22 protein-coding genes and 1 riboswitch are annotated in these 21,314 nt (G+C 71.6%); of the genes, 14 read left to right on the plus strand and 8 right to left on the minus strand.

The genetic code is table 11. The features are described 5' to 3' along the window. Positions 1-66 precede the first annotated feature (66 nt). The 4 genes from ACFWJ8_RS19415 to ACFWJ8_RS19430 all read left to right on the plus strand — a co-directional run bounded on the left by ACFWJ8_RS19415 (position 67) and on the right by ACFWJ8_RS19430 (position 3,024). The gene (locus ACFWJ8_RS19415) at positions 67-870 is read left to right on the plus strand and encodes an HpcH/HpaI aldolase/citrate lyase family protein (RefSeq protein WP_378814637.1); all 804 of its coding nucleotides are present in this window, start codon (positions 67-69) and stop codon (positions 868-870) included. 85 nt (positions 871-955) lie between these two features. Beyond that, entirely contained in the window at positions 956-1,516 is a 561-nt protein-coding gene (locus ACFWJ8_RS19420) for a hypothetical protein (RefSeq protein ID WP_378814639.1), read from the plus strand. A 75-nt stretch (positions 1,517-1,591) separates the two neighbouring features. Beyond that, positions 1,592-1,972: a YciI family protein gene (locus ACFWJ8_RS19425; RefSeq protein ID WP_378814641.1), complete on the plus strand. Its 381-nt coding sequence runs from the start codon at positions 1,592-1,594 to the stop codon at positions 1,970-1,972. Next, on the plus strand, positions 1,972-3,024 hold the full coding sequence (locus ACFWJ8_RS19430) for an RNA polymerase sigma factor (RefSeq protein ID WP_378814643.1): 1,053 nt from the start codon (positions 1,972-1,974) through the stop codon (positions 3,022-3,024). The genes ACFWJ8_RS19425 and ACFWJ8_RS19430 overlap by 1 nt, the downstream gene beginning before the upstream one ends. Positions 3,025-3,031: 7 nt before the next feature. Here ACFWJ8_RS19430 and ACFWJ8_RS19435 read toward each other — a convergent pair whose 3' ends face one another. Then, complete coding sequence (locus tag ACFWJ8_RS19435; RefSeq protein WP_378814645.1) at positions 3,032-3,334, minus strand: hypothetical protein; 303 nt, start codon at positions 3,332-3,334, stop codon at positions 3,032-3,034. A gap of 177 nt (positions 3,335-3,511) precedes the next feature. Here ACFWJ8_RS19435 and ACFWJ8_RS19440 point away from each other — a divergent pair, with 177 nt between their 5' ends. The 5 genes from ACFWJ8_RS19440 to ACFWJ8_RS19460 are packed head-to-tail and all read left to right on the plus strand — an operon-like array spanning position 3,512 to position 7,201. Further along, entirely contained in the window at positions 3,512-4,366 is an 855-nt protein-coding gene (locus ACFWJ8_RS19440) for an ABC transporter substrate-binding protein (protein ID WP_378814647.1), read from the plus strand. Positions 4,367-4,391: 25 nt separating this feature from the next. Continuing rightward, a complete protein-coding gene (locus tag ACFWJ8_RS19445) occupies positions 4,392-5,300 on the plus strand; it encodes an amino acid ABC transporter permease (RefSeq protein ID WP_378814649.1) in 909 nt (302 codons plus the stop codon). Next, entirely contained in the window at positions 5,297-6,028 is a 732-nt protein-coding gene (locus ACFWJ8_RS19450; protein ID WP_378814651.1) for an amino acid ABC transporter ATP-binding protein, read from the plus strand. Before ACFWJ8_RS19445 ends, ACFWJ8_RS19450 begins: the two co-directional genes overlap by 4 nt. 58 nt (positions 6,029-6,086) lie before the next feature. After that, entirely contained in the window at positions 6,087-6,554 is a 468-nt protein-coding gene (locus ACFWJ8_RS19455) for a MarR family winged helix-turn-helix transcriptional regulator (protein ID WP_378814653.1), read from the plus strand. 2 nt (positions 6,555-6,556) lie between these two features. Beyond that, the gene (locus ACFWJ8_RS19460) at positions 6,557-7,201 is read left to right on the plus strand and encodes an NAD(P)H-dependent oxidoreductase (protein WP_378814655.1); all 645 of its coding nucleotides are present in this window, start codon (positions 6,557-6,559) and stop codon (positions 7,199-7,201) included. Between the two features lie 115 nt (positions 7,202-7,316). Here ACFWJ8_RS19460 and ACFWJ8_RS19465 read toward each other — a convergent pair whose 3' ends face one another. Both ACFWJ8_RS19465 and glyA read right to left on the minus strand, forming a co-directional pair. After that, on the minus strand, positions 7,317-8,198 hold the full coding sequence (locus ACFWJ8_RS19465; RefSeq protein WP_378814657.1) for a bifunctional methylenetetrahydrofolate dehydrogenase/methenyltetrahydrofolate cyclohydrolase: 882 nt from the start codon (positions 8,196-8,198) through the stop codon (positions 7,317-7,319). Then, entirely contained in the window at positions 8,195-9,469 is a 1,275-nt protein-coding gene (glyA, locus tag ACFWJ8_RS19470; protein WP_378814658.1) for a serine hydroxymethyltransferase, read from the minus strand. Before glyA ends, ACFWJ8_RS19465 begins: the two co-directional genes overlap by 4 nt. A 37-nt stretch (positions 9,470-9,506) precedes the next feature. After that, positions 9,507-9,591, minus strand: a riboswitch (ZMP/ZTP riboswitch). A 150-nt stretch (positions 9,592-9,741) separates the two neighbouring features. Between glyA and ACFWJ8_RS19475 the strand changes: the two genes are divergently transcribed. The 5 genes from ACFWJ8_RS19475 to ACFWJ8_RS19495 all read left to right on the plus strand — a co-directional run bounded on the left by ACFWJ8_RS19475 (position 9,742) and on the right by ACFWJ8_RS19495 (position 16,711). Next, on the plus strand, positions 9,742-11,277 hold the full coding sequence (locus ACFWJ8_RS19475; protein ID WP_378814729.1) for a family 20 glycosylhydrolase: 1,536 nt from the start codon (positions 9,742-9,744) through the stop codon (positions 11,275-11,277). Between the two features lie 30 nt (positions 11,278-11,307). Next, positions 11,308-12,444, plus strand: a complete 1,137-nt coding sequence (gene nagA / locus ACFWJ8_RS19480; protein ID WP_378814660.1) for an N-acetylglucosamine-6-phosphate deacetylase — start codon at positions 11,308-11,310, stop codon at positions 12,442-12,444. A gap of 362 nt (positions 12,445-12,806) precedes the next feature. Then, complete coding sequence (locus tag ACFWJ8_RS19485; RefSeq protein ID WP_378814662.1) at positions 12,807-14,864, plus strand: sigma-70 family RNA polymerase sigma factor; 2,058 nt, start codon at positions 12,807-12,809, stop codon at positions 14,862-14,864. Positions 14,865-14,930: 66 nt separating this feature from the next. Beyond that, positions 14,931-15,323: a YrdB family protein gene (locus ACFWJ8_RS19490; RefSeq protein ID WP_378814663.1), complete on the plus strand. Its 393-nt coding sequence runs from the start codon at positions 14,931-14,933 to the stop codon at positions 15,321-15,323. Further along, the gene (locus ACFWJ8_RS19495) at positions 15,320-16,711 is read left to right on the plus strand and encodes an FAD-binding oxidoreductase (RefSeq protein WP_378814664.1); all 1,392 of its coding nucleotides are present in this window, start codon (positions 15,320-15,322) and stop codon (positions 16,709-16,711) included. Before ACFWJ8_RS19490 ends, ACFWJ8_RS19495 begins: the two co-directional genes overlap by 4 nt. Before the next feature lie 14 nt (positions 16,712-16,725). On the opposite strand, the gene ACFWJ8_RS19500 is transcribed toward ACFWJ8_RS19495, so the two are convergent. From ACFWJ8_RS19500 to ACFWJ8_RS19520, 5 genes are read right to left on the minus strand one after another with little or no spacing between them, the layout of a single operon-like run. Then, on the minus strand, positions 16,726-17,487 hold the full coding sequence (locus tag ACFWJ8_RS19500; RefSeq protein WP_378814665.1) for a hypothetical protein: 762 nt from the start codon (positions 17,485-17,487) through the stop codon (positions 16,726-16,728). Between the two features lie 16 nt (positions 17,488-17,503). Further along, a complete protein-coding gene (locus ACFWJ8_RS19505) occupies positions 17,504-18,283 on the minus strand; it encodes a glucosamine-6-phosphate deaminase (protein ID WP_378814666.1) in 780 nt (259 codons plus the stop codon). Then, positions 18,276-19,229 (minus strand): ROK family protein, encoded by a 954-nt coding sequence (locus tag ACFWJ8_RS19510; RefSeq protein ID WP_378814667.1) that lies wholly within the window; start codon positions 19,227-19,229, stop codon positions 18,276-18,278. Before ACFWJ8_RS19510 ends, ACFWJ8_RS19505 begins: the two co-directional genes overlap by 8 nt. Positions 19,230-19,272: 43 nt before the next feature. After that, positions 19,273-20,187 carry a carbohydrate ABC transporter permease gene (locus tag ACFWJ8_RS19515; RefSeq protein ID WP_378814669.1) on the minus strand — a complete coding sequence of 305 codons (915 nt, stop codon included), beginning with the start codon at positions 20,185-20,187 and terminating at the stop codon, positions 19,273-19,275. Then, a complete protein-coding gene (locus ACFWJ8_RS19520) occupies positions 20,187-21,143 on the minus strand; it encodes a carbohydrate ABC transporter permease (RefSeq protein WP_378814671.1) in 957 nt (318 codons plus the stop codon). Before ACFWJ8_RS19520 ends, ACFWJ8_RS19515 begins: the two co-directional genes overlap by 1 nt. Positions 21,144-21,314: the final 171 nt, after the last annotated feature.

Genomic DNA, 21,314 nt, shown 5'->3' on the forward strand with positions numbered 1-21,314 from the left:
CCGCCCCATGTGGGTGCAGCAAGGCGATACCGTGCACTGCGACTACGGACCCATGGGAGTGATCGAATGCCGCTTCGTCTGAACCAGACCTTCCGCGACGCCCTCGCGGGCGCCGATCGCTCCCTCGCCGGCATCTGGGTGTGTTCCGGCTCGCCGCTGGTCGCGGAGATCTGCGCGGGCGCGGGCCTGGACTGGGTGCTCATCGACATGGAGCACTCCCCCAACGGCCTCGAGTCGGTGCTCACGCAGCTGCAGGCGGTCGCCGCCTACCCGGTGACACCGGTCGTACGCGTGCCGATCGGCGATGTCGTGACGATCAAGCAGGTGCTCGACCTCGGCGCCCAGAACATCCTGGTGCCGATGGTGTCGTCGAAGGCGGATGCCGAGGCCGCGGTCGCCGCGGTCCGCTACCCGCCGCGCGGCACGCGCGGTGTGGGCTCGGCGCTCGCACGATCGGCGCGGTGGAACCGCGTCGACGCCTACCTGCAGGACGCCGCCGACCACGTGTCGCTGTTCGTGCAGATCGAGACCACGGCCGGGGTCGAGGCCGCCACCGAGATCGCGGCCGTGGACGGCGTCGACGGCGTGTTCGTCGGCCCTTCCGATCTCGCGGCATCCATGGGCCTGCTCGGCCGGCAGACCCACCCCGACGTCGTCGCCGCCGCGCTGAGCGCCTTCGACGCGGTGCGCGCGGCCGGCAAACCGGTCGGCGTCAACGCCTTCGATCCGGTCGCAGCGGACGCGTACGTCCAGGCGGGCGCGTCGTTCGTGCTCGTCGGCGCAGACGTCGCGCTCCTCGCGCGCGGCTCCGAAGCCCTCGCCGCGCGCTACATCCCGACCGGCGACCGCGGCGAGCGCGCCTCCTACTGACGCGGCTGCACCGGGAGGCGGCATCCGCCCCCGGCGATCGTCGGAACATGGCCCAGCGAAGCGAAGAAGCTGACAGAGTGAAGCCATGAAGAAGTGGGTCGTGCGATTCGTGTCGCTGTTGGTGTTCAACATCGTCGTGCTGCTCATCGTCGGCTGGCTGACGCCGGCCCGTGTCGGCTGGGCGGCCTTGTGGGCCGGCATCGTCATGACGGCGCTGGTGATCTGGGTCAAGCCGCTCGTGGAGAAGTGGTTCCGCTCGTCGGCGGCGAAGTCCGCGGGCGGGCGCACGAAGGCGGGCGAGAAGCTCGTCGAGTTCTTCATCGCCTTCGCGGTGGCCTTCCTCATCTGGATCGCCACGGTGCTGCTGTCGGGCGTGCGCATCGGCGGCGGCTTCTTCGGCGCCATCTGGGCTTACGTCCTCCCGCCGATCATCCTGCTCATCGGGTGGGCGATCTACGCCGCGATCGACGACAAGGTCGAATCGCACGCGGGCGCCCTCTACGACAAGGCGACGGGCACGAAGACGGACGCCGTGGATGCCGCAGCCCCGCCGGTGCCGAGCCCCGAGGCCGCCGCCGGCCGCCGGGAGCTCAACGACGGCCTCACCGACGAGCAGCGGCGCATGCTCGACGAGCTCGGCGGCTGATCCGCTGCGTCCTGTCGATCGGGGCCGGCCTCGATCGTCACAGAGGTGTCGCAACCCACGAGAAAGGACGACACCATGCGGTACGCACTCCTCCTCCACTATCCCGAGATGACCTCCGACGACCTCGGCCCTGAGGCCTGGGCCGAAGGCATGCGCGAGTTCGACGCGTACGCGAAGGCGCTCGACGACGCCGGCGTGCTGGTGTCGGCCGAGGTGCTGCAGCCGTCCGCCGTGACGACGACGGTGACCGCCGGCGATGCGGGCCTGCGTGTGCAGGACGGCCCGTTCGCCGACACAAAGGAGCAGCTCGGCGGTTCGTTCGTGATCGAGGTCGACGACCTCGACGCCGCGATCGCGTGGGCCGGCAAGGCCCCGTCGGTGGCGTGGGGCCCGGTCGAGGTCCGGCCGAGCTCGACGCACTTCCGCGACGGCGCCTGGACCCCGTTCGCGGGCTGATGCCCTCCCCCGACGACGCCCGCGCGGCCGCCGAGCGCGTCGCGCGGACGTCGTACGGCCGCATCCTGGCCGTCGTCGCGGCGTCGACACACGACGTGACGGCCGCCGAGGACGCCCTCGGCGACGCGTTCGAGCGCGCGCTGCGGACGTGGCCGGATGCCGGCATCCCCGCCAATCCCGAAGGGTGGCTGGTCACCGTGGCCCGCAACCGACTGCGCGACGTGCTGGGCTCCGCCGCTCATCGCACCGGCGTGCCGCTGGACGAAGCACTCACGGCCGTCATCGCGGATGAGCGCGCGCCCGATGCGGTCACCGAGCTCTCCGGCACCGACGCGATCCCCGACAAGCGCCTCGAGCTGCTGTTCGCGTGCGCGCACCCGGCCATCGACCCGGCCGCCCGCACGCCGCTCATGCTGCAGACGGTCCTCGGGTTCGAGGCGGCCGACATCGCCCGCGCCTTCGGCGTGGCGCCCGCGACGATGGCGCAGCGACTCGTGCGGGCCAAGCGACGGATCCGCGACGCCGGCATCCCGTTCCGCGTCCCCGCGCGCTCAGACATGCCCGACCGGCTGCCGCCCGTGCTCGAGGCGATCTACGGCGCGTACGCGATCGGCTGGCTCGACCAGGGCGACGAGCCCCGGGAGTCCCTCGCGGACGAGGCGCGCTGGCTCGCGGTGCTCACCGCCACACTCCTCGACGACGAGCCCGAGGCATGGGGGCTCGCCGCGCTGCTCACGTTCGCGCAGTCGCGCGCGCCGGCTCGCGCGGAGAGCCCCTGGCCGCCGCTGGACGCCCAGGACCCCATGCGGTGGGACGGCGCCCTCATCGCCGAGGCGGCCGCGCTGCTGCGCCGCGCCGCCGCGCTCGGCCGCCCGATCGGGCGCTTCCAGCTCGAGGCCGCGATCCAGGCAGTGCATTGCGACCGCGCCCGCACCGGCGAGCTCGACGTCGACACCCTCGTGACGCTCTACCGCGGCCTCGTGGCGATCGCCCCGACCGACGGCGCCCGCGCCGCCCTGGCCGCCGCCGAGGCACGCCGCAGCCCGCGGTGAGGGGTGCTCAGGGCATGCGCACGCCGACCACGTTCGTCGGCGGATAAGGGCCCACCTGCGCCGTCCCCACCAGGCGGTCGCCGACGACCTCCAGCACGAATCGCAGCGACATGGGCAGGGGCGCGAGGAAGTCGATGCGGAACGAGGCGGTGTCGCCCGTGATGCTGCCGTCGCGGATCGCGATCGGCCCGGTGTCGCCGACCGACGTGCCGGTCAACGTCGTGCCGGCGCTCGCCAGCGTGAGGTCGTAGCGGCGGGAGCCCGCCAGGGTGACGACGTCGATCGCCCAGTTTCCGTCGATGCCGGCCACGCGAAACCTCTCGTCGATCCGCGGCCCTCGCGGCCGTCGAGGCCATTCTGCACCCCGGCAGGCCTTCGCGGGTGTAACAAAGCGACCCGCGCGGGCGGGGACGCATCGACGCCGTGAGAATGGAACGAGCGGCAGCGCGACAGCACGCGCGCCGCCCACCCGACTCCTGGAGGCACCATGTCGCGTCGCACCCGCCTGATCCGTCTCGCCGCAGCCGGCGTCGCCGTCGCGGCGCTCGCCCTCACGGGGTGCGCATCCAGTGGAACGCCGGACGCGGGCGCCACCGGCGACGCCGACGGCTGGGTGACGCCGGGCAAGATCACGATCGCGACGGGCGAGCCCGCGTACTACCCGTGGGTCATCGACGACGACCCGTCGTCGGGCGAGGGCTTCGAGGCAGCAGTCGCGTACGCGGTGGCCGATCAACTCGGCTTCGCCGCCGACGACGTGGTGTGGGTGCGCTCCGGGTTCGACGAGGCGATCGCGCCCGGGCCGAAGGACTTCGATTTCAACCTCCAGCAGTTCTCGATCTCGGATGAGCGCAAGCAGTCGGTCGACTTCAGCTCGCCGTACTACGAGACGACGCAGGTCGTCGTGACCACGGGCGCCTCGCCCGCGGCCGACGCGACCTCGATCGCCGACCTGAAGGGCCTCCTGATCGGCGCCCAGACCGGCACGACGAGCTTCACCGCGATCGAGTCGGTGATCCAGCCGACCCAGCCGGCGCAGGCGTTCAACACCAACGACGACGCCAAGCTCGCGCTCGAGAACGGTCTGGTCGATGCGATCGTCGTCGATCTGCCCACGGCGTTCTACATCTCCGGCGTCGAGCTCACCGACGGAGTGCTCGTCGGACAGCTGCCGACGCCCGACGGCCAGACCGGCGACGAGTTCGGGCTCGTGCTGGCGAAGGACTCGCCGCTCACGGCGAAGGTGACCGCCGCGGTCGACGCGCTGCGCGAGGACGGCACGCTCGACGAGCTCGCCGCCACGTGGCTCGGCGGCGAGGGCCAGGCTCCGCTGCTGAAGTGAGCACGCACGCCGTTACCCTGGCCCGATGAGTTCCCCATCGGGCCGGTCCCGCACGGGCGGCAGCCCGCCCGGCGAGGCAGCCCCTCCACCCCGCGCGGTGAGCGCCGTCGAGCTGGAGCGCCGCGCGTTCCGCAAGCGCCAGGGGGCGGCATCCGTCGTCATCAGCATCGTCTCGACGCTGGTGGTCGCGGTCCTCGCGTGGCTGCTGATCATCAACACGCCCGGCTGGGCGCGCGTGCAGCAGCAGTTCTTCAACCCGGAGATCGCGCTGGCGTCGCTGCCTCGCGTGTGGGACGGGTTCCTGCTGAATCTGCGCGTGCTCGCGATGTCGGCGGTGCTGGTGCTGTTGTTCGGCCTGCTGCTGGCGACGCTGCGCACTCTGCGCGGGCCGGTGTGGCTGCCGCTGCGGGCGCTCGCTGCCGCCTACACGGACGTGTTCCGCGGCATCCCGCTCATCATCGTGCTCTACCTCGTGGGCTTCGGCATCCCGGGGCTGCAGCTGATCCCGGTGCGGCTGCCGGTGGAGTTCTGGGGCACGCTGGCGCTCACGCTGACGTATTCGGCGTACGTCTCGGAGGTGTTCCGGGCGGGCATCGAGGCCGTGCATCCGTCGCAGCGGCACGCGGCCCGCTCACTGGGGCTCAGCCACGGCCAGACGATGCGGCTCGTCGTGGTGCCGCAGGCGTTCCGCAAGGTGACCCCCGCGCTCATGAACGACTTCGTCGCGATGCAGAAGGACGTCGGTCTCATCTCGCTGCTGGGCGCCGTCGACGCCGTCCGCGCCGCCCAGATCGAGACGGCGGCGTACTTCAACTTCACGCCGTACGTGGTGGCAGCGCTGCTCTTCGTGCTGCTCGCGATCCCGACGATCCGGCTGACCGACTGGTACACCGCCCGGGTGCGCGCCCGCGAGCAGATCGGGGGGATCGTATGAGCGTCCTGCGCCTGGAAGACGTGTGGAAGTCGTTCGGCGACCACGACGTGCTGCGCGGCATCGACCTCGAAGTCGCGCAGGGCGAGGTCGTCGCCCTGATCGGCGCCAGCGGCTCGGGCAAGTCGACGCTGCTGCGCACCGTGAACCTCCTGGAGCCCATCGACGACGGGCGCATCGTGCTCGGCGACGTCGACATCAGCGACCCGCGCGCCGACGTCGACGCGGTCCGTGCCCGCATCGGCGTCGTGTTCCAGCAGTACAACCTCTTCCCGCACCTCACTGTGCAGCACAACATCACCCTCGCGCTCCGGCACGTGCACCGCATGAAGAGGAGCGAGGCGGATGCCGCGGCCACGGCGCTCCTGGACCGCGTGGGGCTCGCCGACAAGGCCGCCGAGCACCCCGACCGGCTGTCGGGCGGTCAGCAGCAGCGCGTGGCGATCGCCCGTGCCGTCGCGACGTCGCCGGAGCTGCTGCTGCTCGACGAGGTGACCTCGGCGCTGGACCCGGAACTCGTGGGCGAGGTGCTGGATCTCGTGCGAGACCTCGCCGACGACGGCATGACGATCGTGATGGCGACGCACGAGATGGCGTTCGCGCGCGACGTGGCCGATCGCGTGGTGTTCCTCGATGCGGGCCGCATCCTGGAGCAGGGCCCGCCGTCCGAGGTGTTCGGCGCTCCGCGCGAGGAGCGCACCCGCGAGTTCCTGGCGCGCTTCACGGCGTAGCGGACCGATCTTTGTCAACTAGTTGACTCACACTGAGTCAACTGGTTTACTCAGTGTCATGTCCGACCGCCTGAGCTTCACGCTCCACGAACTCGTCGCCGAGATCGACGCCTACGCCGACACCGTCCTGCAGGCGGAGTTCGGCGTGGGCTACAACCACTTCCAGTTCCTCGCGATCCTCGCCGGCGTCGAGCCGACCGACATGACGCGCCTCGCGTTCTGCCTCGGCGTCACCAAGGCCGCCGTCAGCAAGCGCGTGCCGGCGCTGGTGGCCGACGGGTGGATCACCGCAGACTCCCCTGCGGGCTCGGGCCGCAGCGTCCTGCTCTCGCTCACCGAGAAGGGCGCCCATCTCGTGCAGACCGCCGGCGCACGTCTGGAGCGCGACTTCGCCGACATGCTCGCCGCGCCCGCCTTCGCCGCCGACCCGATCGACGTGCCTCGCCTGAACACCCAGCTCAACACCCTCATCGCGTTCATCCAGAGCCAGCCGGCGGCAGAGGCCGCCCCCGCACCCCAGGAGTAGAAATGCCCTCTCCCCGCATCCTCGTGATCATCGGCACGCCGCTGCCTGACAGCCTGAACCACGCCCTCGCCCACTCGTATGCCGAATCCGCCCGCGCGGCCGGCGCCGAGGTGCGCATCATCGATCTCGCCGCCGACCCGGTGCCCGGACATCCCTCCGCTCGAGGAGAGGTGCGGATGCCGCGCACCGACGCCGACGGACCGCTCACGCCCGAGATCCTGTCGTACATCGGCGACGTCGAGTGGGCCGACCACCTGGCGTTCTTCTTCCCGCAGTGGTGGGGCTCGTCGCCCGCGGCACTCAAGACCTGGATCGACCGCGTCTTCGTCTCGGGCTTCGCCTACCGATACCGCCCGACCGGCCGCCTCTGGGACAAGCTGCTCACCGGGCGCACCGCGCGCATCGTCATGACGATGGACTCCCCCGGCTTCTGGAACACCTTCACCTACCGCGACGCGGCGATCCGGTCGCTGCGGACCGCGACGCTCGAATACTGCGGCATCAAGGTGCGCGGCGTCACGCGCCTCGCGGAGGTCCGCCACCGCACCGACGCCGACCGCGAGCGCTGGATCGGCGGCATGGCGTCGTTCGGCGCGACGGATGCCGCAGCCACCGTCGCGCGTCCGCGCGAGGCCGTCGCCGCCTGACCTGGGAAGGGAGCCCCGGCGACATCGTGCGCTCTCGCCGAGCGCATACGAAACGCGCGCCGGGAACGTGCGCGCTCGGCGAGAGCGCACGTTCCCGACACGCGTTCGGGATTCCTCAACCGGCGACGAGCTCGGCGGCCTCGACCACGTTCGTCATGAGCAGCGCGACCGTCATCGGCCCCACGCCGCCGGGGTTCGGCGACACGTAGCCGGCGACCTCGACGACATCCGGCGCGACATCGCCGTAGACGCGGGACTTGCCGGTCTCGGGGTCGGTCTCGCGCGTGACGCCCACGTCGAGCACCGCGGCGCCGGGCTTGACGTCCTCGGCGCGGACGATGTGCTTGACGCCGGCCGCGGCCACGATCACGTCGGCCTGACGCAGGTACGACGGCAGGTCGACAGTGCCGGTGTGCGTGAGCGTCACCGTCGCGTTGATCTCGCGACGGGTCAGCAGCAGTCCGATCGAGCGGCCGATCGTCACGCCACGACCCACGACCACGACATGCTTGCCCTTCAGGTCGTAGTCGTTGCGCAGCAGCAGCTCGATCACACCGCGCGGCGTGCACGGCAGCGGCGTCGTGATGGGCGCGTTGACGTTGAGCACGAGGCGACCGAGGTTGGTCGGGTGCAGCCCGTCGGCGTCCTTCGCGGGGTCGATCCGCTCGAGGATCGCGTCGGTGTCGAGGTGCTTCGGCAGCGGCAGCTGCACGATGTAGCCGTGGCACGCGGGATCGGCGTTGAGGCGGTCGATGACGTCCTCCACCTCCGCCTGCGTGGCCTCGGCGGGCAGCTCGACCTGGATCGAGTTCATGCCGATGGCCTCGGACTCGCGGTGCTTCATGCCGACGTACAGCTGCGATCCGGGGTCGGCGCCGACGAGCACCGTCGCGATGCCCGGAGTGATGCCGCGCGCTTTGAGCGCCGCGACGCGCTCGCGGAGCTCGTCCTTGATCGCAGCGGACGCCGCGCGGCCGTCGAGCTTGGCGGCCGTCACTGGTGCAGCCCGGGGTACAGCGGGAAGGCGGCGGTGAGCGCGGCCACGCGCACGCGCAGCGCCTCGACGTCGGCGCCCGGCTGCAGCGCGAGCGCGATGACGTCGGCGACCTCGGTGAACTCGGCGTCGCCGAAGCCGCGCGTGGCGAGCGCGGGCGTACCGATGCGCAGGCCCGACGTGACCATCGGCGGACGCGGGTCGTTGGGCACCGCGTTGCGGTTCACCGTGATGTGGATCTCGTGCAGGAGGTCCTCGGCCTGCTTGCCGTCGATCTCGGCGTCGCGGAGGTCCACCAGCACCAGGTGCACGTCGGTGCCGCCCGAGCGGACGGCGATGCCGGCGCCCGCGACGTCAGGCTGCGAGAGACGCTCGGCGATGATGTGGGCGCCGCGCAGCACGCGCTCCTGGCGCTCCTTGAACTCGGGCGTCGCGGCGAGCTTGAACGCGGTCGCCTTCGCGGCGATCACGTGCATGAGCGGACCGCCCTGCTGGCCCGGGAACACCGCCGTGTTGATCTTCTTGGCGAGGTCGGCGTCGTTCGTGAGGATGAAGCCGGAGCGGGGGCCGCCGATCGTCTTGTGCACGGTCGACGAGACGACGTGCGCGTGGGGCACGGGGCTCGGGTGCAGGCCCGCGGCGACGAGGCCCGCGAAGTGCGCCATGTCGACCCACAGCGTCGCGCCCACCTCATCGGCGATCTCGCGGAACTTGGCGAAGTCGAGCTGACGCGGGTAGGCCGACCAGCCGGCGATGATGACCTTCGGCTGGTGCTCGATCGCGAGGCGACGCACCTCGTCCATGTCGATGACGCTGGTCTCGGGGTCGACGCCGTACGCGACGATGTTGTAGAGCCGGCCCGAGAAGTTGATCTTCATGCCGTGCGTGAGGTGGCCGCCCTGGTCGAGCGACAGGCCGAGCAGCGTGTCGCCGGGGCGGGCGATCGCGTGCAGCACGGCGGCGTTGGCCGTGGCACCGGAGTGGGGCTGGACGTTGGCGAACTCGGCGCCGAACAGCGCCTTGGCGCGCTGGATGGCGAGCTCCTCGGCGACGTCGACCTCTTCGCAGCCGCCGTAGTAGCGGCGGCCGGGGTAGCCCTCGGCGTACTTGTTGGTCAGCACCGAGCCCTGCGACTGCAGCACCGACACCGGCACGAAGTTCTCGGAGGCGATCATCTCGAGGTAGCCGCGCTGACGCTCGAGCTCGCGCTCGAGCACCTGGGCGATCTCCGGGTCGACCTCGGCGAGGGGGGCGTTGAAGAACTGATCGGTCATGCGATCTCCTGACTCACGGCTTTCGGAAAAGAGGTCCCGCATCGGCCCAGGCGTGCGGTCGAATGCCGTAGTCGGTCGCTCCCCGGTGGTGTCCCACCTCAACGCCAGTCGCGACCCTCCGAGCATAACGGAACTCGACCCGGTAGGCTGGACCCACCCCTTTTGTTAGGACTCTTTACATGTCGCGTCGACGAGGACGGACCGCCGCCGCGGCCGTTCTCGCCGCCGTGCTCTTGGCCGGCTGCACGCCGGTCGCGCAGAATGGAGACACCGTGTCGCTTCCCGCCGTCGTCCCCGCACCCGCCTCGATCGAGGCCGGTTCAGGAGCGCCGTTCCGGCTCACGTCCGCCACGTCCGTGTCGGGAGACGCGGATGCCGCCGCCGCGCTCGCGGCGACCCTCACGGCCCGCACCGGCCTGACGCCGGCCGCCCCTTCGACAGGCTCAGGGACCGACGAGTCCGCCGGCATCGAGCTGCGCATCGCCGCCGGCGGGGCGCCCGAGTCGTACCGGATCACGGTGGACGAGGCATCCATCGTCGTCACCGGCGCCGACGCGGCCGGGCTCTTCTACGGCGTGCAGACCCTCGGGCAGCTCGTCGCCCGTGACGGCGGCGACTGGGTCGTGCCCGCGGTCGCGATCGAGGACGCCCCGCGGTTCGCGTACCGCGGCGTGATGCTCGACGTCGCGCGCCACTTCCACGGGGTCGACACCGTCAAGGGGTACATCGACCGCGCATCCTCGCTCAAGCTCAACGCGCTGCACCTCCACCTCACCGACGACCAGGGGTGGCGCATCCAGCTCGCCTCGCGTCCCGAGCTCACCGAGAAGGCGTCGGGCACCGCGATCGGCGGCGACCCGGGCGGCTTCTACACGAAGGACGACTACCGCGAGATCGTCGAGTACGCGGCATCCCGCCACATGATCGTGGTGCCCGAGGTCGACATGCCCGGCCACACCCACGCGGTCGGGCTCGCGTACCCCGAACTCGCCGAGGACCCGGTCATCTCGGACCACATGCGCGAGATCGTGGACGTGTACGGAGGCGGCGCGCTCCCCGAGCCCGGGGTGCCGTTCGAGGCGCTCGCGGTCGGCTTCTCGTCGCTGAAGATCCACGACGAGGCGACCTACGACTTCGTGGCCGACGTGTTCGGCGAGCTGGCGGCGATGACGCCCGGGCCGTACCTGCACTTCGGCGGCGACGAGTCGCTCGCGACCGCCGACGACGACTTCGCGTACTTCGTGACGCGCGTGAGCGCCCTCATCGCCGATCTCGGCAAGACGCCGGTGGCGTGGCACGAGGCGGGCTCCGCCAAGGACGTCGCCGACACGACGATCGGCCAGTACTGGGGTTACGTCACGCCGCAGGAGGGCTTCGCGGCCAAGGCGCAGACGTTCGTCGACAACGGCGCGAGCCTCATCTTGTCGCCTGCCGACGCGATCTACCTCGACATGAAGTACCCCAGCGGCCCCGAGCTCGGCCTCACGTGGGCGAACGGGCCCACGAGCGTGCAGGACGCGTACTCGTGGGAGCCCGCCGACGTGGTTCCCGGCGTGGGCGACGAGGGCATCCTCGGCGTCGAGGCGCCGCTGTGGACCGAGACGATCCGCACCGCCGCCGACATCGACACGATGGTGTTCCCGCGCGTCGCGGCGGCGGCCGAGGCCGGCTGGTCGCCCCGCACCGGCGAGAGCGACCTGCGCACGTGGGAGTCGTTCCGCGCGCGCGTCGGTGCGCTCGGCCCGCTGTGGACCAGCATGGGCATCGGCTTCCACCCGTCCGAAGAGATCCCGTGGGTCACCGAGTGACCCACCCGTCCGCATAGTCCGGAGCACCGCATGAGCATCCTCGTCCACTCCGTCCGCCTGTTCGGTTCGGCCACCGTCGACAGCGACCGCCCCGACGGGTGGGCACTGTTCGACGGCGGCCGCGTCGCGGCGGTCGGTGTGGGCGCGGATCATCCGTCGGCCGCCGAGACCGTGGACGGACGAGGGGGATGCCTCGCCCCCGGCTTCATCGACATCCACGGTCACGGCGGGGCGGGGGCGAGCTTCGACGACGGGCCGGAGGCCGTGCGCGCGGGGCGCGACGTGCACCGCGCGCACGGCACGACCCGGGCGGTGCTGTCGCTCATCACGGCCTCGATCGACGACCTCGCGCGACGCGTGGCGATGGTGGCCGACCTCACCGAGGCCGACCCCACCATCCTGGGCTCGCATCTGGAGGGGCCGTTCCTCGACCCCGGCCACAAGGGCGCGCACACCGAGTCCCTGCTGCGCGCGCCCGACGCCGCCGCCGTCGACGCGCTGCTCGCGGCCGGACGTGGCACGATCCGCCAGGTCACCCTCGCCCCCGAGCGGCCCGGCGCGTTCGACGCCATCCGCCGCTTCACGGAGGCCGGCGTCGCCGTCGCCGTCGGCCACACCGATGCGGATGCCGCCACAGCGCGCCGCGCGTTCGACGCCGGTGCGACGCTCATCACGCACGCCTTCAACGCGATGCCCGGCATCCACCACCGCGCCCCCGGGCCCGTGGTCGCGGCGCTGCGCGACGAGCGTGTGACGCTGGAGGTCATCGCCGACGGCGTGCACGTCGACCTCGCCCTCGTCGCCACGCTGTTCGCCGCCGCCGGCGATCGCATCGCCCTCATCACCGACGCGATGGCCGCGGCGGGCGCCGCCGACGGCTCCTACGAGCTGGGCGGGCTCGCCGTCCAGGTGACCGACGGCGTGGCCCGGCTCGTCGAGGGCGGCGCGATCGCCGGCTCGACGCTCACGCAGGACGCCGCCGTGCGACACGTCGTGAGCGCGGGCGTGCCGCTCGCCGACGCGCTCCGAGCGGCGAGCGAGATCCCCGCCCTCGCGATCGGACGCGCCGACCTCGGCCGGCTCGACGTCGGATCCGTCGCCGACGCGGTGCTGCTCGACGCGGATCTCGCGGTGCAGCGCGTCTGGATCGACGGCCGCCTCGCCTGACGCCGCGGCGCACATGCGAAGGCGGGGCCGGAAGTCCCTCCCCCGAGATCCTTCCGAGCCCCGCCTGATCCGCGGGTGAACCGCGGGGGCGCTGCCACCGTCGTGCCCCACACATCGGGCGGCGTGCCACTCTGACGAAAGAGACGGCATGATCCGCCGTCTATTACGCGACTTCTGAGAATTTCTTCGGCGAACTTCCAGACCCGGGTCGGAAAGCGGATGCCGTCCCGTCGGGTGCCGTGCCGACGCATCCGCCCTGGCCAAAATGCCCGACGACGGCGAGAATGGTTGTCGGCGCGACGCGTGCACGGGTCGCGCCTGGGGAGTGACGCAGGGCATCGCCCGCGAACTGGGGAAATCACATGGACCACGACGACGTCCGCGATCAGCAGGAGCAGGTCGTCCTCGGCGACGCCGATCTGGTGCTGCGCACGCGATCAGGCGACCGCAGCGCCTTCGGCGAACTGTGGCGGCGGCACTACCGGGCGGGCGTGACCGTCGCCCGCAACATGACCTCGAGCCTCGACCCCGACGACCTCGTGCAAGAGGCGTACACGCGCATCTACCAGTCGATCGTGGCGGGCGGAGGTCCCACCGGCTCGTTCCGCGCGTACCTGTTCACGAGCATCCGCAACACCGCCGCCGCCTGGGGGCGGGCGCGGCGCGAGACGGCTTATGACGAGCTCGACGGCGTGGAGGATCCCTCCGCCGGCGAGCACGCCAGCGAGGCCGCACTCGACCGCGGACTGACCCACCGCGCCTTCCGCAGCCTGCCCACGCGCTGGCAGGAGGTGCTCTGGTACTCCGAGATCGAGCAGATGAAGCCGGCGGAGATCGCGCCGCTGCTCGGCATGAAGGCGACCGCCGTCGCCCAGCTGACGTTCCGTGCGCGCGAGGGGCTGCGTGAGGCGTGGATCCAGGCCCATCTGCAGTCGGTCGCAGACGGCTCGGACTGCCAATGGACCATCGAGCGACTCGGCGCCTACGCGCGCCGCAATCTCGGGCGCCGCGACCACGCCAAGGTCGACGCGCACCTCGCTGCGTGCGTCCGCTGCTCGATCGTCGCCAGCGAGGCGAAAGAGGTCTCCAGCCGGCTCGCGCTCGTGCTGCTGCCGCTGGCGCTCGGCGCCGTCGGCACGGCCGGCTACCTCGCCACGGTGCAGGGCGGCAGCGCGCCCATCGTGGCGCTCGCAGCGATGCCGCAGGCGGTCGTCCAGGGCGGCTCCGCCTCGGCGCTGCCCGTCGGCGTGACCGGCGGTGCCGCCACGGGCGGTGTCGCCGCCGGATCGGGTGCCGCGGCCAGCACGGGTGCCGCGGGTGCCGCGGCCGGCGCGGCCACGGGCGTCGGATCCGGTGTCGCCGCAGCCGGCGCGAGCGCCGGAGCGGCCGCCGTATCGACGGTCGCCGTCGGCGGGACCGCGCTTGCGGGCATCGGCGCGGCGTCCGGCCTCGCGGCGGCGAGCCTCGTGGTGGTCGGCGGCGTCGTGGCCGCCGCCGTGGCCCTCCCTCCTGTGGGCACGGATCCCGTTCCCGCACCCACGAGCATCTCGGACGTCGCCCCGGCGACGCCTCCGCTCGTTCCCGACACCGGTGCCGTCGACACCGCGCTCCAGCTGCCCGGGACGACCGGGCCCGGACCCGCGGACCTGCCGTCCTCGGATCTGCCGGCCGCGCCGGTCACCGGCGGTGACGCGGGCGGAGCCACGGCGCCCGTGACGGTCGCCGACAGCACGGCCGACGGCACTGCCGCCGGCTCGGGCACAGCCTCCTCCGGTGACGCCGCTGAGGGCACCGGCGGACAGGGCGACAACGGCTCGGGCGGACAGGGCAACGCCGGCGGCCAGAGCAAGGACGACACGAGCACGAACGGCGACACCGGCTCGACCACCCCCGCAACCAGCGGCAACGGCAACGCAGGCACCGGCAACAACGGCAACGGCAACGGCAACGGCAACGGCAACGCAGGCACCGGCAACAACGGCAACGCCGACACGGGCACGGGCACGGGCAACAACGGCAACACCGACAACAACGGTGTCGGCAACGGCAACACGGGCAACCCGGGCGCCGGCACTCCGACCAACGGCACCGGCAACGGAAACGGCGGAACCACCGGCAACGGCGGGTCCACGGGCAAGGGCACCCCCACCAACGGCACCGGCAACGGAAACGGCGGCAACACCGGAGCCGGCAACGGCGCCGCGAACGGCAGCACCGACAACAACGGCAGAGGAAACGGCAAGGGCAACGGCGCGGTGAGCGCGCCTCAGAGCCTCGGCGTCACGCCCGCGACGACGGAGCCGTCGGCAGCCGCGGCGATTGTGCCGGACGCGGCCGCCACCGCGAACGGCAACGGCAACGGCAACGGCAACGGCAAGCGCAACGGACAGAAGCGCGCGGAGACGGGCGCGAACGCCTGATGCGGGACGGCCCGCGGGACCGCCGGGCCGAGGGTGGCGGCATCCACTCGACGTAGACTGGAAGCCATGTCCGACACGCCGCACGTCACGCCTCCTCAGCCCGCCGAACCGGCGCCCGGAATGCGCGCGCCGCTGTCGGCGATCGATGTGCTGGCGTTCGTGTGCGAGATCTTCGCGATCCTCTCGCTCGCGCTGTGGGGCTTCACGATGTTCCCGTTCGCGTGGAACATCCTCGCGGGCCTCGCGGCCCCGGCCGTCGCCATCCTGGTGTGGGCGCTGTTCGTCTCGCCCCGCGCCGTGTTCGCCGTGCACCCGTTCGTGCGCGCGATCGTCGAGCTGCTCGTCTACGCGTCGGCCACCGTCGCCTGGTGGATGATGGGCAACGCGTGGATCGGCCTCGGATTCGGCGTCGTCGCCGTCACCGTGGGCGTCATCGCGGGCCGCCGGCGCATCGCGTGACCGCGGCATCCGATCCCCTCGCCCTGCTGCGCGAGGCCCTCGGCGACCGCGTCGACACCTCCCCCGCGTCGCTCAACGCCGCACGCGCCGACAAGTCGGGCCATGCCGCCGCCGGCGCGCCGCTCGCTGTCGTGCACGCGCGCACCGTCGAGGACGTGCAGCAGACGCTGCGCATCGCCAGCGCGACCGGAACGCCCGTCGTCACGCGCGGTGCGGGCACCGGGCTCGCGGGCGGTGCGAACGCGGGCTCCGGCGAGATCGCCCTGTCGATGCGCGCGATGGACCGCATCCTCGAGGTGCGCGCCGACGACCTGCTCGCGGTGGTCGAGCCCGGCATCCTCAACGCCGACCTCAACGACGCCCTGGCGGACCACGGACTGTGGTGGGCTCCGGATCCTGCGAGCCGGGCGATCTCCACCGTCGGCGGCAACATCGCCACCGGCGCGGGCGGACTGCTGTGCGCAAAGTACGGCGTCGTGCGCGACGCGGTACTCGGCGTCGACGTCGTGCTCGCCGACGGACGCCTGCTGCACCTCGGCCACCGCACGGTGAAGGGCGTCACCGGCCTCGATCTGACCTCGCTCGTCATCGGCTCCGAGGGCACGCTCGGCGTCGTCGTGGGAGCGACCCTCAAGCTGCGCCGGGTCGTCCCCGGCGAGGTGTGCACCGTCGCCGCGACGTTCCCCGACGTGCGGACGGCGGCCGAGGCATCCGCCGCCGTCACCGCGTCGGGCGTCCAGCCCGCGATCATGGAGCTGATGGATGCCGCATCCCTTGCGGCCGTGCACACGATGCTCGCGCTCCCGGCGCCGACCCCCGGCGCGTCCCAGCTGACGATCCAGACCGACGGCCCGGCAGCAGGCGCCGAAGCCGAGGCCATCGCCGAGGTGCTGCGCTCCGCCGGCGGCGCCGTCGCCGTCTCGCACGATCGCGAGGAGGGCGAGCGGCTGCTCGCGATCCGCCGTGCCATGCATCCCGCGATGGAGACCCTCGGCACGGCTCTCATCGAGGACGTGTCGGTGCCTCGCAGCGCCCTGCCCGCCATGTTCGACGAGATCACCCGTGTCGAGCGCGAGCACGGCGTCGTGATCCCCACGGTGGCGCACGCCGGCGACGGCAATCTGCACCCCAACTTCATCTTCGACGCCGAGCCCGACGAGTTCGGGGTCGTCGAGGCTCCCGAGCACATCTGGGCAGCCGCCGACGACCTGTTCCGGGCCGCTCTGCGGCTCGGCGGCACCCTGACCGGCGAACACGGCGTCGGTGTGCTCAAGCGCCGCTGGCTGGCCGACGAGCTCGGTGACGACCAGTGGGAGCTGCAGCAGCAGATCACCCGCGTGTTCGACCCGCAGGGGATCCTCAACCCCGGCAAGGTGTTCGCGCGCTGAACGTGCGCCGTCGGTCAGGATGCCGGCGGGTACACCTGTGTCGGCGCCGCAGGCCGTGGCGCATCGCGCGGGGCGAGCACGACGGCGAGGATGCCCAGCAGCAGCACGCCGAGCGTGCCGAGCATCGCCGTGAAGAAGTATGCGGCCGTGAGGTCGGGCACCACGCGGGTGTTCGCGAACGCCACGCCCGCGACCTGCAGGAGCACCTGCGCTCCCGCCGTCACCGCGAGGACGATCAGCGGCACCCACCGCACAGTGTGCGGAACCGCGCCGGCACGGCCGATCACGACGGTCGCCACGAGAAGGGCGCCGAGAGAGAGGACGGACGCGCCCGTACCGGCCATGAGCGCCGAAGTGGCGTCCCACGCTGCGATGGGCACGACCCACCACAGGAGGGCCGAGAGCAGCGGCACCGCCGCAGCGATCACCAGCGCCACGACGCCCAGCGGACGGCGGGCGACCACGCTCCCCCGAGCGCGCACGCCGAAGGCGAAGACCAGGAGCGATGCGGCCCACGTGCCGTCGAGGATCAGGCTCGCACCGGGGAAGGCGAGCATCGGATAGCCGTTGGCCACCAGGATCAGCACGGCGTGCGCGATGAGCAGCGAGCCGCCGATCAGCCAGGCGAGGCGGGCGTCGCGGACATCGGATGCCTCCGCTCGAGGTACCGCCACGGGCACCTCGGGGACGGCCGGACCGGGCGCAGCAGCACCGGCCGGAACGGCGGCGGAGGATGCGGCATCCCCCGCCGCCGGCGGCTGCGACGGCAGTGTCATGCCGTCAGCATAGGACTCAGATGCCCTGCCAGTCAGGCTTGTTCGCATAGGCGTAGCGGTAGTAGTCCGCACGCGTGAGCTGCGACGCCGCGGCCTCGTCGACCACCACGGTGGCACGCGGGTGCAGCTGGATCGCCGAACCCGGAAGGGATGCCGTCACCGGTCCCTCCACCGCGCCCGCGACGGCCGCCGCCTTGCCCTCGCCGAAGGCCAGCAGCACGAGGTGGCGCGCGCGCAGGATCGTGCCGAGCCCCTGCGTGACGCAGTGCATCGGCACGTCGTCGATCGAGTCGAAGAAGCGGGCGTTGTCCTTGCGCGTCTGCTCGGTGAGCGTCTTGACACGCGTGATCGACGCGAACGACGAACCGGGCTCGTTGAACCCGATGTGGCCGTCGGTGCCGATACCGAGGATCTGCAGATCGATGCCGCCCGCCTCGCGGATGGCTGCGTCGTACTCCTCGCCGTGGTGCTCGATGCCCTCGGGCGTGCCGTCCGGCGTGCGGATCAGCGAGGGGTTCAGCCCGAGCGGCTCGACGACCTCGCGCGTGATCACGGAGCGGTAGCTCTCGGGGTGCGCGGGGTCGATGCCGACGTACTCGTCCAGCGCGAAGCCGCGCACGCGCGATACGTCCACGCCGTCCAGGCGCGTGCGCAGCGCCTCGTACACGGGCAGCGGCGTCGAGCCGGTGGCAAGACCCAGCACGGTCTCGGGGTTGTCGCGCAGCAGCGCGGTGATGTGGTCGGCGACCAGCGCCCCCGCCGCCGCCTTGTCGCGGACGATGACGATCTCAGCCATGGACCAGAGCCTCCTCGGTGTCGTGTGTCGTGTCGCCCTGCGCGCCGACGATCGCGGCCCCGAGCGCGGCGGCCGGCGAACCCGGCGGCAGCAGTTCGACCCGCTCCTGCAGACGCAGCGAGCGCATGAACGGGGATGCCTCGGCACTGGCCGCCAGTTCGGCTGCGACATCCGTCATCAGTCGATCGCCCAACGCCGTCACACCCCCTCCGAGCACCACGATATCGACGTCGGCGGTCAGCACCAGTACCCGGATCGCCGCGGCGACGCCACGGGCCAGTCCGGTGCGCAGCGCCTGCGCGTCGGCGTCGCCCGCCTCGGCGGCGTCGAACACGTCGCGCACCGGCAGCGCCGAGCGGCGCCCCCAGCGTTCGGCGACCGCGCCGCCACCGGCGAACGACTCGATGCAGCCGCGCTGACCGCACCGGCAGAGCGGCCCGTTGGGGTCGACCGAGATGTGACCGACCTCGCCCGCGGTGCCACGGGCGCCGCGCCACAGCACGCCGTCCGAGACGATGCCCGCCGCGATGCCGGTGCCGAGGTTGAGGTATGCCATCGACCCGGGGGCCGGGGCGCCGCTGCGGGTGTGGAGCGCGTGCGCGCCCAGCGCGGCGGCCTTCACATCGTTCTCGACCTGCACGGGCACGCCCAGCTGGGGGGCGACGACCGCTGCGAGATCCAGCGACTCGACGCCCAGGTTCACGGCATGCACGACCCGGCCGGTGCCCGGCTCGATCTGCCCCGGGATGCCGACGCCGACGGAACGGATCGCGGCCAGGTCGACCCCGGCATCGGTCCCGAGCGCGCGCACGGCGTCCACGACCGTCTGGCCGACGGCATCCGGACCCCATCCTGTGGGCATGCGGAGCCTGCCGACGATCGCACCAGCGTCGTCGACGGCCACTGCGTCGGTCTTCGTGCCGCCGACGTCGAGCCCGACCTTCATCCGCCGACCTCCGCACGGGAGGCGGCGACTCGGTGCGCGCCCATCAGCCCTTGACCGCGCCCGCGACGAGACCGCTGGTCATGCGGCCCTGGACGATCACGAAGAAGATGATCACGGGGATCGCGACGATGGTCGAGGCGGCCATCACCTCGCCCCAGTCGATCGCACGGCTGGTGCTCTGCTGCACGAAGCCGCGCAGCCACAGCGGAAGCGTCTGGTTCTCGGCGTTCATGATCACGAGGGCGACCGTGAACTCGTTCCAGCACTGCAGGAAGGCGAACACCCCGGATGCCACGAGCCCCGGCGCGAGCAGCGGCAGCGTGATCCGCATGAACGCCTGGGTCCGGCTGAGGCCGTCGACCATCGCGGCCTCCTCGAGCTCGGCCGGGACGCCGGCGACGAACCCGCGCAGCATCCACACCGTGAACGGCACGACGGCCGCGATGTACAGCAGGCTCAGGCCCAGGATGTTCGAGAGCAGACCGAGTTCGCTCATCATCTTGTACTGCGCGATGAACAGGCCCTCGGCCGGCAGCATCTGGACGATGAGGATCGCCAGGACGAACGTCGTGCGGCCGCGGAAGCGGAAGCGGCTGATCGCCACCGACGCGAGGAACGCGAACAGCAGGCAGCAGAACACGGCGATGATCGTCACCGCGAGGCTGATGCCCAGAGCGCTGAAGAACTTCTCGTTGATGACCGCGCTGAAGTTGTCGAGGTCACCCCCGAACGGGAGGAACGTGGGCGTGAAGGATTCGAGCGTCGACGACGAGAGCATCGACGAGTTGACCATCCAGTACACCGGGAAGACCCAGATGAGGGCGATGGCGATCGCGAGGATGCTCCACCCCCATTTGGCGCCACGTCCCCGGGGACGGCGCTTGGCAGCCGGCGCGGCCGGCGGGGACGTGCGCGATGCGCGGGTGGGCGCGGGTGCGAGCTGAGCCGAGGCGGACATCAGGCCTGGTCCTCCTTCAGGAGACTGCGGATGTAGAACCAGCTGAGGACGATCGTCAGCGCGAGGACGAAGATCGCCATCGCGGCGCCCTGGCCGAAGTTCAGGCCGGCGACACCCATCTTGTAGATGTACGTGCCGAGCAGGTCGTAGTCGCTGGTCTTCGAGCCGGCGTCCTGCAGCATTGTGATCTGCGTGAACACGCGAAGGTCCCAGATGAGGTTCAGCAGCAGGACGATCATGATCACCGGGCGGATGATCGGCAGCACGATGTAGCGCAGGCGCTGCCAGCCGGTGGCGCCGTCGAGGTGGCTCGCCTCGACCATCTCGGTCGAGACCTGCGTGAGACCGGCGTACGCCGAGAAGGCCACGAACGGCACCGACATCCACGTGACGATGATCGACGCCACGAGGAAGAAGACGAACGGGTCCCCGCCGATCCAGTTGTAGTTGTTCATGTCGACCCCCGGGATGAGGTCGAGCAGGTAGTTGACGACGCCGCGACGGCGGTCGAACAGCCAGATCCACACGGTCATGGCGGCGACGACGGGCATCGCCCAGGCCAGCAGCAGCGCGATCTGCAGCGTGATGCGCACCCACCCGAAGACACGGGTCATGAGCAGCGCCAGCGCCATGCCGATGACGACGGTGATGAACGCGGTGACGAGGCAGAAGATCACCGAGCGCACCGCCACCTGCCAGAAGGTGGGGCTCGTCGCGACCGCGATGTAGTTCTCGAGTCCGACGAAGTCGGGGGCCTTGCCGCCGAGCTGCTGCAGGGCGCCGTACTTCTGGAAGGACGTGATGACCTGCCACACGACGGGGTAGCCCATGCCGAACAGCAGGATGGCGATCGCGGGGATCAGCAGGAGATAGGGAACGGGCGAGCGACGACGGGCTCCGACGGACTCGTCGGGCCTCCGGTCGTGCTCAATGGTGGTGGGGGCAGGAACAGCCATGCCCGCCTCCTTCGGGGGGTCTCGCAGGGGACCGGGGTGGGGGGGGGGGGCCCCCCCCCCCCGCGTTTAAAAGGGTTTAAGCCCGGTTTTTTTGGGGGGCTAATAATTGTGTTAAACAATTGCCCGGGCCCCCGTTGGCCCCCCCCCGCCCCCAAAGCCCAAAAAAAAAAA

The organism is Microbacterium sp. NPDC058389 (genome assembly GCF_042722305.1).
In the GTDB taxonomy this organism is placed as follows: domain Bacteria; phylum Actinomycetota; class Actinomycetes; order Actinomycetales; family Microbacteriaceae; genus Microbacterium.

Bases quoted from the DNA above. Each gene is read 5' to 3' on its own strand.
- ACFWJ8_RS19415 (WP_378814637.1), top strand. From the start codon at position 67: ATGCCGCTTCGTCTGAACCAGACCTTCCGCGACGCCCTCGCGGGCGCC.
- ACFWJ8_RS19420 (WP_378814639.1), top strand. From the start codon at position 956: ATGAAGAAGTGGGTCGTGCGATTCGTGTCGCTGTTGGTGTTCAACATC.
- ACFWJ8_RS19425 (WP_378814641.1), top strand. From the start codon at position 1,592: ATGCGGTACGCACTCCTCCTCCACTATCCCGAGATGACCTCCGACGAC.
- ACFWJ8_RS19430 (WP_378814643.1), top strand. From the start codon at position 1,972: ATGCCCTCCCCCGACGACGCCCGCGCGGCCGCCGAGCGCGTCGCGCGG.
- ACFWJ8_RS19440 (WP_378814647.1), top strand. From the start codon at position 3,512: ATGTCGCGTCGCACCCGCCTGATCCGTCTCGCCGCAGCCGGCGTCGCC.
- ACFWJ8_RS19445 (WP_378814649.1), top strand. From the start codon at position 4,392: ATGAGTTCCCCATCGGGCCGGTCCCGCACGGGCGGCAGCCCGCCCGGC.
- ACFWJ8_RS19450 (WP_378814651.1), top strand. From the start codon at position 5,297: ATGAGCGTCCTGCGCCTGGAAGACGTGTGGAAGTCGTTCGGCGACCAC.
- ACFWJ8_RS19455 (WP_378814653.1), top strand. From the start codon at position 6,087: ATGTCCGACCGCCTGAGCTTCACGCTCCACGAACTCGTCGCCGAGATC.
- ACFWJ8_RS19460 (WP_378814655.1), top strand. From the start codon at position 6,557: ATGCCCTCTCCCCGCATCCTCGTGATCATCGGCACGCCGCTGCCTGAC.
- glyA (WP_378814658.1), bottom strand. From the start codon at position 9,469: ATGACCGATCAGTTCTTCAACGCCCCCCTCGCCGAGGTCGACCCGGAG.
- nagA (WP_378814660.1), top strand. From the start codon at position 11,308: ATGAGCATCCTCGTCCACTCCGTCCGCCTGTTCGGTTCGGCCACCGTC.
- ACFWJ8_RS19485 (WP_378814662.1), top strand. From the start codon at position 12,807: ATGGACCACGACGACGTCCGCGATCAGCAGGAGCAGGTCGTCCTCGGC.
- ACFWJ8_RS19490 (WP_378814663.1), top strand. From the start codon at position 14,931: ATGTCCGACACGCCGCACGTCACGCCTCCTCAGCCCGCCGAACCGGCG.
- ACFWJ8_RS19500 (WP_378814665.1), bottom strand. From the start codon at position 17,487: ATGACACTGCCGTCGCAGCCGCCGGCGGCGGGGGATGCCGCATCCTCC.
- ACFWJ8_RS19505 (WP_378814666.1), bottom strand. From the start codon at position 18,283: ATGGCTGAGATCGTCATCGTCCGCGACAAGGCGGCGGCGGGGGCGCTG.
- ACFWJ8_RS19510 (WP_378814667.1), bottom strand. From the start codon at position 19,229: ATGAAGGTCGGGCTCGACGTCGGCGGCACGAAGACCGACGCAGTGGCC.
- ACFWJ8_RS19515 (WP_378814669.1), bottom strand. From the start codon at position 20,187: ATGTCCGCCTCGGCTCAGCTCGCACCCGCGCCCACCCGCGCATCGCGC.
- ACFWJ8_RS19520 (WP_378814671.1), bottom strand. From the start codon at position 21,143: ATGGCTGTTCCTGCCCCCACCACCATTGAGCACGACCGGAGGCCCGAC.